This window comes from Pseudomonas sp. GM48 (assembly GCF_000282335.1).
GTDB lineage: Bacteria > Pseudomonadota > Gammaproteobacteria > Pseudomonadales > Pseudomonadaceae > Aquipseudomonas.
On sequence record NZ_AKJM01000143.1, the window covers coordinates 1 to 8,591 of the forward strand.

At 60.0% G+C, this 8,591-nt stretch carries 9 protein-coding genes; 8 read left to right on the forward strand and 1 reads right to left on the reverse strand.

Going from position 1 to position 8,591, the window contains the following annotated elements; genetic code table 11:
• The 3 genes from PMI28_RS03375 to ccoP all read left to right on the forward strand — a co-directional run.
• On the forward strand, positions 1–421 hold a 421-nt coding region (locus tag PMI28_RS03375), incomplete at its 5' end, for a cbb3-type cytochrome c oxidase subunit II (RefSeq protein WP_007991572.1).
• Positions 422–426: 5 nt separating this feature from the next.
• Positions 427–612, forward strand: a complete 186-nt coding sequence (locus PMI28_RS03370) for a CcoQ/FixQ family Cbb3-type cytochrome c oxidase assembly chaperone (protein ID WP_003175465.1) — start codon at positions 427–429, stop codon at positions 610–612.
• Entirely contained in the window at positions 609–1,586 is a 978-nt protein-coding gene (ccoP, locus tag PMI28_RS03365) for a cytochrome-c oxidase, cbb3-type subunit III (protein WP_007991574.1), read from the forward strand. The genes PMI28_RS03370 and ccoP overlap by 4 nt, the downstream gene beginning before the upstream one ends.
• A gap of 79 nt (positions 1,587–1,665) precedes the next feature.
• On the opposite strand, the gene PMI28_RS03360 is transcribed toward ccoP, so the two are convergent.
• On the reverse strand, positions 1,666–2,700 hold the full coding sequence (locus tag PMI28_RS03360) for a metallophosphoesterase family protein (protein WP_007991576.1): 1,035 nt from the start codon (positions 2,698–2,700) through the stop codon (positions 1,666–1,668).
• Positions 2,701–3,055: 355 nt separating this feature from the next.
• On the opposite strand from PMI28_RS03360, the gene ccoG reads away from it, so the two are divergent.
• From ccoG to PMI28_RS03335, 5 genes are all read left to right on the forward strand, one after another.
• Positions 3,056–4,471: a cytochrome c oxidase accessory protein CcoG gene (gene ccoG, locus PMI28_RS03355; RefSeq protein WP_007991578.1), complete on the forward strand. Its 1,416-nt coding sequence runs from the start codon at positions 3,056–3,058 to the stop codon at positions 4,469–4,471.
• Positions 4,472–4,482: 11 nt separating this feature from the next.
• Entirely contained in the window at positions 4,483–5,022 is a 540-nt protein-coding gene (locus tag PMI28_RS03350) for a FixH family protein (protein WP_007991581.1), read from the forward strand.
• Positions 5,023–5,178: 156 nt separating this feature from the next.
• Positions 5,179–7,629 (forward strand): heavy metal translocating P-type ATPase, encoded by a 2,451-nt coding sequence (locus PMI28_RS03345; RefSeq protein ID WP_007991583.1) that lies wholly within the window; start codon positions 5,179–5,181, stop codon positions 7,627–7,629.
• A 22-nt stretch (positions 7,630–7,651) separates the two neighbouring features.
• Positions 7,652–7,870 (forward strand): cbb3-type cytochrome oxidase assembly protein CcoS, encoded by a 219-nt coding sequence (gene ccoS / locus PMI28_RS03340; protein ID WP_007991585.1) that lies wholly within the window; start codon positions 7,652–7,654, stop codon positions 7,868–7,870.
• Positions 7,863–8,546 (forward strand): sulfite exporter TauE/SafE family protein, encoded by a 684-nt coding sequence (locus PMI28_RS03335; RefSeq protein WP_007991588.1) that lies wholly within the window; start codon positions 7,863–7,865, stop codon positions 8,544–8,546. The genes ccoS and PMI28_RS03335 overlap by 8 nt, the downstream gene beginning before the upstream one ends.
• Positions 8,547–8,591: the final 45 nt, after the last annotated feature.

Genomic DNA, 8,591 nt, shown 5'->3' on the forward strand with positions numbered 1-8,591 from the left:
TTGTGTCGCCTGCCACTCGCAGATGATTCGTCCGTTCCGTGCCGAAACCGAACGCTACGGCCACTACTCGGTCGCTGGTGAAAGCGTCTGGGACCACCCGTTCCTGTGGGGTTCCAAGCGTACCGGTCCGGACCTGGCCCGTGTCGGCGGTCGTTACTCCGATGACTGGCAGCGTGCGCACCTGTACAACCCGCGCAACGTCGTGCCTGAGTCGAAAATGCCGGCCTACCCGTTCCTCGTGGAAAACAAGCTCGACGGCAAAGACACCGCGAAGAAAATGGAAGTATTGCGCACGCTCGGCGTCCCTTACACCGACGAAGACATCGCCGGTGCCAAGGATGCAGTGAAGGGCAAAACCGAAATGGACGCGCTGGTGGCCTATCTGCAAGGCCTGGGCACCATCATCAAAAGCAAACGGTGAATTAGATGGATATCGGGATGATTCGTGGCCTGGGCACCGTTGTTGTGATGGTGGCCTTCATCGGACTGGCACTGTGGGTGTTCAGTCCCAAGCGCAAGTCGGAGTTTGAAGACGCGACCTTGCTGCCTTTCGCGGATGATCCCGAAGCCATCAAGCACGTCGAGCAAGCTTCTAGGAGTAACAAAGAATGACTACATTCTGGAGTCTGTACGTCACAGTCCTCAGTCTCGGTACGATCTTTTGCCTGACCTGGCTGTTGTTGTCGACCCGCAAGGGCCAGCGCGCAGAGCAGACAGACGAGACGGTCGGGCACTCCTTCGACGGGATCGAGGAGTACGACAACCCACTGCCGAAATGGTGGTTCATGCTGTTCGTGGGCACCATCATCTTCGCACTGGGCTACCTGGCGCTGTATCCGGGCCTGGGTAACTGGAAAGGCCTGCTGCCGGGTTACGGCTACCTCGACAACGAGAAGCAGACCCCGTTCGCCAATGGCCAGACCGGCTGGACCGGCGTTCACGAGTGGGAAAAGGAAATGGCCAGGTCGGACGCCAAGTTCGGTCCGATCTTCGCCAAGTTCGCTGCCATGCCAATCGAAGAAGTGGCCAAGGACCCGCAAGCCCTGAAAATGGGTGGTCGTCTGTTCGCCTCCAACTGCTCGGTTTGCCATGGTTCCGACGCCAAGGGCGCCTATGGTTTCCCTAACCTGACCGACGCCGACTGGCGCTGGGGCGGCGAGCCGGCAACCATCAAGACCACCATCATGGGCGGCCGTCACGCGGTAATGCCGGCGTGGGCTGAAGTGATCGGCGAGCAAGGCGTGGCCGACGTGGCTGCATTTGTCCTGACCAACCTCGATGGCCGCAAGCTGCCGGAAGGCGCCAAGGCCGACCCGGTTGCCGGGCAGAAACTGTTCGCCACCAACTGCGTGGCGTGCCACGGTCCGGAAGGCAAAGGCACGCCAGCGATGGGCGCGCCTGACCTGACTCACCCGGCAGCGTTCATCTACGGTTCGAGCTTCGCTCAACTGCAGCAGACCATCCGTTACGGCCGTCAGGGCCAGATGCCTGCGCAAGAGCAACTGCAAGGTAACGACAAGGTTCACCTGCTGGCCGCTTACGTCTACAGCCTGTCTCACGGTGAGAAGGCAGCGGACGCCGAGTAAGGCAAACGCTTGATGCAACAAAAAACGGCCCCGCCCATTCACATGGGCGGGGCCGTTTTTATTTCAATTCCAAACCTGCTTACTTCAAGACAGGAATGACCCTCACAAGCTCACGACTCGGCCAGTTACTGTCGTATACCGCGCTGATCTTCAAAGACTGTCGATCATCGGCAAAACTGGCAATCAGGTAGGTTTGCTGAGAAGCAGACCCACTCATGAACACCGGCACTTCGCCAAACAGCTCGTACTTTCGGGAATATATATGCATCCCTACCCCCCGGTGATCATGCCCGCCAAAGACAGCCGTCACCTTGTATTGCCTGAGCATCTGTTTAAATCGGGAAACTTGCGCATCACTCCCCGCCCAGTCATACACCTTGTGCATATTGAGAATGATTATTTTACCCTGCGCTCTTGCGCTTCTCAGATCACGTTCAAGCCAGTCCAGTGCATCGGTAATTTCAAAGGACGTCCGAGCGAGCGGATTACCGGAAGTAAAACTGACGGTATAGGTCGGTTCATTATTCAATTGAACAACATGCACATCACCAAAGTCCTTTGAGTAGGCGAGGCTGCCGTAGTAAATCGTTCCCAACCCTGTACTTCTTGCTGCCAGATCCATGGACACGCCACTCCCCCAATAGCGCGTTTTGAAATCATTGATACTTCCGGCCGCACAATTATTCAGAAAACATTTATCTATGTTATTCGCATAATCATGATTACCTAAACCGTAGTCATAGCGCCCCAGCAGTTTAGTTTCGAAAACGCCCCTCATGTAAGAACGTTCATTTCCATGGCCGAACGCCGTGATATCACCATTAATCATGACGGGTATACGGTGGGCGCCGCCGTTAAGCGCTCTGAAACTCGCAATATCGGAATACTGCAATTCGATCAGCTCTTTTGAACGAGCCTCTTTGTTGGGGTCTGATTCCCCCTTATCGGTCAGATCACTCCAGGGATACTGCGAATCAGAAGCAAACACCATGTGCTGCGGTGTTTCTGCAAAAACAACACTTGAACCCAAGGCACCCGCCAACACCAAGGCGAAGTGCGCCAGCCAATTATTAATTAGTAACTTCATTGAAATCCATTTCCATTGATAGTGCATAGCCGCTCTTTGCAACTATTGCATTGAAAGCGCAAAGTACATTGAGCCCTGCCAGTTAGCAATTAGATAAAACTTCCAAACCAATAGAATATGTGTCGCCACTTCGCTAGTTGAAAATAAAAAATCAACCTGCTCTAACGAGCACTGAGCCAGCGGCTATACTCAAAAAGTCAATTGACCTGCATCACGTTTTGTTACATCTGCTACACCATTCGTGATTTTTCCCCAACGCGACCAAAGGTCGCACCCGCAGGCTAGAGCGACAGGCGTATCATTGCGCCACTGCAACACCTCTTTTTGACCGCGGTTGGCACGTACTGACCGAGGCACTTTTCCACTGCCGTGGGATGCAATAATGAGCAACCAGATTCCGGTACACGACGTCACTCCACCCGCCAAGAACGCGAACAACAGCGTCGACCTCTACGCCTCCAGAGAAAAAATCTACACCCGCGCCTTCACCGGCCTGTTTCGCAATCTGCGGATGACCGGCGGTGCCGTGTTGTTCCTGCTGTATTTCGGTACGGTGTGGCTGAACTGGGGCGGTCATCAGGCCGTCTGGTGGAATTTGCCGGAGCGCAAGTTCTTCATTTTCGGCGCCACCTTCTGGCCTCAGGATTTCATCCTGCTGTCCGGCATGTTGATCATCGCCGCGTTCGGCCTGTTCTTCATCACCGTGTACGCCGGGCGGGTCTGGTGCGGCTATACCTGCCCGCAAAGCGTCTGGACCTGGATCTTCATGTGGTGCGAAAAAGTCACCGAAGGTGACCGCAACCAACGCATCAAGCTCGACAAGGCGCCGATGAGCGCCAACAAGTTCCTGCGCAAGTTCAGCAAGCACAGCCTGTGGCTGTTGATCGGTTTCGTCACCGGCATGACCTTCGTCGGCTACTTCTCGCCGATCCGCGAACTGACCATCGAATTCTTTATCGGCGAAGCAGATGGCTGGTCGTACTTCTGGGTCGGTTTCTTCACCCTCGCCACTTACGGCAACGCCGGCTGGTTGCGTGAACAGGTGTGCATCTACATGTGCCCTTACGCGCGTTTCCAGAGCGTGATGTTCGACAAGGACACCCTGATCGTTTCCTACGACCCGCGCCGTGGCGAAAGCCGTGGCCCGCGTAAAAAAGGCATCGACTACAAAGCCCAGGGCCTGGGCGACTGCATCGATTGCACCATGTGTGTCCAGGTTTGCCCGACCGGTATCGACATCCGCGACGGCCTGCAAATCGAATGCATCGGTTGCGCCGCCTGCATTGATGCCTGCGACGCCGTCATGGACAAAATGGAATACCCGCGCGGGCTGATCAGCTACACCACCGAGCACAACCTGTCCGGGCAGAAAACCCATAAACTGCGTCCGCGCCTGATTGGCTATGCCATCGTGCTGCTGGCAATGATCAGCTTGCTGGTGACGGCATTCTTCATGCGTTCGCTGGTGGGCTTCGATGTCAGCAAAGACCGCGTGCTGTACCGCGAGAACGCCGAAGGCCGGATCGAAAACGTCTACAGCCTGAAAATCATGAACAAGGACCAGCGCGACCATACCTACTTGCTCGAAGCCTCTGGCCTGCCGGATCTGAAATTGCAGGGCCGACGCGAGATCAAGGTCGCGGCCGGCGAGATCGTCAGCCAGCCTGCCGAGCTGTCCGTCGCGCCGGAAAAACTGCCGTCGAGCACCAACGAGGTGAAATTCATCCTCAAGGATGCCGATGACGACAGCGTCCACATTGAAGCCAAGAGCCGGTTCATCGGCCCACAAAATCGTTGAGAGAACAGAACATGCCCGCAGCAACTGCCGCAAGTCCCTGGTACAAGCACCTCTGGCCGTGGATCATCATCGGGATCCTGGCCTGTTCGGTGACCTTGACCTTGTCCATGGTGACCATCGCGGTGAAGAACCCGGACAACCTGGTCAACGACAACTACTACGAGGCCGGCAAAGGCATCAATCGCTCCCTCGACCGCGAGCTGCTGGCCCAGAACCTGAAAATGCGCGCCAGCGTTCATCTCGATGACCTGACCGGCGAGGTTGACTTGCGCCTGAGCGGCGACAGCCAGCCCAGGACCCTGGAGCTGAACCTGATCTCGCCGACCCAGCCGGAAAAGGATCGCAAGATCACCCTGACCCGCAGCGAAACCGAACAGGGCCGCTACATCGGCCAGTTGAGTGACAAGGTCGAAGGCCGGCGTTTTGTCGAGTTGCTCGGCACTCAGGACGACCACATCTGGCGCATGTTCGAAGAAGAACCGGTCAGCCATGACAAGGATCTGCTGCTCGGTGACGAACCGTTGCAAGGTGCCGAAGACCTGAAAAAGTAAAAGCTGCGCTCCGCGCATTCGCGAGCAAGCCCGCTCCCACAGGGATCACTGGTGTACACACATTCAGTGCACGACATTGATCAACTGTGGGAGCGGGCTTGCTCGCGAAGAGGCCCTACTTGACGACAGAGATCCAGCGGCATTAATGAAAACCTCATGACCACCCCACTCCCCTGCTACCACTGCGCCCTGCCCGTCCCGGCCGGCAGCCGCTTCACCGCCGCGGTCCTGGGGCAATCCCGCGAATTCTGCTGCCCGGGTTGCCAGGCCGTGGCCGAGGCCATTGTCGCCGGCGGCCTGGAAAGCTATTACCAGCACCGCAGCGAAGCCTCGGCCAACCCCGAAGCGCTGCCAGTGCAACTGGTGGATGAACTGGCGCTGTACGACCGTGCCGATGTGCAGCAACCCTTCGTTCGCCACGACGGCGAACTCGCCGAAACCACACTATTGATGGAAGGCATCAGTTGCGCCGCCTGCGGCTGGTTGATCGAAAAACACCTGCGCACCTTGCCTGCCGTAGCCGAAGCGCGCCTGAACCTGTCCAACCATCGCCTGCACGTACGCTGGAGCGACGCGCAATTACCGCTGAGCCAGGTCCTCAGCGAACTGCGCCACATCGGTTACGCCGCACACCCTTATCAGGCCGACCGCGCCAGCGAACAACTGGCCAGCGAAAACCGTCTGGCCCTGCGCCAGCTCGGCGTGGCCGGGTTGCTGTGGTTCCAGGCGATGATGGCAACCATGGCCACCTGGCCTGAATTCAACATCGACCTCAGTCCTGAACTGCACACCATCCTGCGTTGGGTCGCCCTGTTCCTCACCACCCCGATCGTGTTCTACAGCTGCGCGCCGTTCTTCAAAGGCGCCATGCGCGATTTGCGTACCCGCCACCTGACCATGGACGTTTCCGTGTCGCTGGCCATCGGCAGCGCCTACGTTGCCGGAATCTGGACCTCGATCACCGGGGTCGGCGAATTGTATTTCGATGCCGTCGGCATGTTTGCCCTGTTCCTGCTGGCCGGGCGTTATCTGGAACGGCGCGCCCGCGAGCGCACGGCCGCCGCCACTGCGCAACTGGTGAACCTGTTGCCCGCCTCGTGCCTGCGCTTGACGCCTGACGGCCAGAGCGAACGCATTCTGCTCAGTGAACTGCGTATCGGCGATCAAGTGCTGGTTCATCCGGGCGCCATTCTCCCGGCTGACGGCAAGATCCTCGACGGCCAGTCGAGTGTCGACGAGTCGCTGCTGACCGGCGAATACCTGCCGCAACCCCGCACCCTTGGCGATGCGGTCACCGCTGGCACCCTGAACGTCGAAGGCGCGCTGACCGTCGAGGTCCAGGCCCTGGGCCAGGACACTCGCCTCTCGGCCATCGTCCGCCTGCTGGACCGCGCCCAGGCCGAAAAGCCGCGCCTGGCGGAAATCGCCGACCGCGCCGCGCAATGGTTCCTGCTGTTGTCGCTGATCGTTGCCGCCACGATTGGGCTGCTGTGGTGGCAACTGGATGCCTCGCGGGCGTTCTGGATTGTGCTGGCGATGCTCGTGGCGACGTGCCCGTGTGCCTTGTCGCTGGCGACGCCGACCGCGCTCACCGCCGCCACCGGCACATTGCATAAACTCGGCCTGCTGCTGACTCGCGGCCATGTGCTGGAAGGCCTGAACCAGATCGACACAGTGATTTTCGACAAGACCGGCACCCTCACCGAAGGGCGCCTGGCGCTGCGCTCGATCCGCCCTCTCGGTGCGCTCGACAGTGATCAATGCCTGAGTCTCGCCGCGGCCCTGGAAAATCGCTCCGAACACCCGATCGCCCGTGCATTCGGACGCGCGCCGATGGCGGCCGAAGAAGTCCACAGCACCCCGGGACTCGGCCTGGAGGGTCTGGTCGAGGGGCGACGCCTGCGCATCGGCCAACCGGGATTCGTCTGTGAACTCAGTGGCGCCGTGGTGCCGCCGATGCCCGAAGAAGCCGGCCAATGGCTGCTGCTGGGCGACGGCCAGGGACCGCTGGCCTGGCTCGTCCTCGATGATCGCTTGCGTGCCGATGCGCCCGCGCTGCTGGCCGCGTGCAAGGCGCGTGGCTGGCGCACGCTGTTGTTGTCCGGCGACAGCTCGCCGATGGTCGCCAGCGTGGCGGCGGAACTGGGCATCGATGAAGCCCGCGGCGGTTTGCGTCCGGACGATAAACTGCAAGTCTTGCAACAACTGCACAAAGAAGGTCGCAAGGTATTGATGCTGGGGGACGGGGTCAATGACGTGCCGGTGCTGGCGGCCGCGGATATCAGCATTGCCATGGGTTCGGCCACCGATCTGGCGAAAACCAGTGCCGATGCCGTTCTGCTGTCGAACCGCCTCGACGCGCTGGTGCAAGCCTTCAGTCTGGCACGGCGTACCCGTCGGGTGATTATCGAGAACCTGTTGTGGGCCGGGTTGTACAATGGCCTCATGTTGCCCTTCGCCGCCCTCGGCTGGATTACCCCGGTCTGGGCTGCGATGGGCATGTCGATCAGTTCGTTGACCGTGGTGTTGAACGCCCTGCGCCTGACTCGGATGCCGAGCGCGCCCGCCCTCTCCACCACGCCAGAAACCCGCCCGCTGCCGGCCTGAGCCGCGCGGGCATGGAGTTCAGATGCCAGCTCTTTACGTGATGATTCCCGCTGCGCTGCTGATCGTGGCCATCGCCGTCTATATCTTCTTCTGGGCAGTCGACAGCGGTCAGTACGACGACCTCGACGGCCCGGCCCACAGCATCCTGTTCGACGACCAGGACCCGAACCACACCGCCGCCGTCGACGAGGCCAACGGCCAACCGGCCAAGCCGCAAGACAAGGCACCGCCCCATGTTTGAACTGGCACCACTGCTGGTGTCGGCGGTGATCCTCGGCTTGCTCGGCGGCGGCCATTGCCTGGGCATGTGCGGCGGTTTGATGGGCGCACTGACCCTGGCGATTCCCAAGGAACAACGCAGCCGCCGCTTTCGCCTGCTGCTGGCCTACAACCTGGGGCGGATTCTGAGCTACGCCTGCGCCGGATTGCTGATCGGCCTGGCCGGATGGGCCGTGGCCAGCAGCCCGGCGGCGATGTTCCTGCGCATCCTCGCCGGATTGCTGTTGATCGCCATGGGCCTGTACCTGGCCGGCTGGTGGAGCGGCCTGACCCGTATCGAAAGCCTCGGTCGAGGCTTGTGGCGGCATATTCAGCCCGTCGCCAACCGCTTGCTGCCCGTATCGAGCATTCCCCGCGCGCTGCTGTTGGGCGCGCTTTGGGGCTGGCTGCCATGCGGCCTGGTTTACAGCACCTTGCTATGGTCGGCCAGTCAGGGCAACGCGCTGGACAGTGCATTGCTGATGCTTGCGTTCGGGCTTGGCACCTGGCCGGTGCTGCTGGCGACAGGCCTCGCCGCCGAGCGCATCACCGCACTGTTGCGCAAGCGCAGTGTGCGGATGACGGGCGGGTTGCTGGTGATGCTGTTTGGCATCTGGACCTTGCCGGGGCCGCATCAGCATTGGCTCATGGGGCACTAAATCGGCGGCACCCCCTTGTAGCAGCTGCCGAGCCTGCGAGGCTGC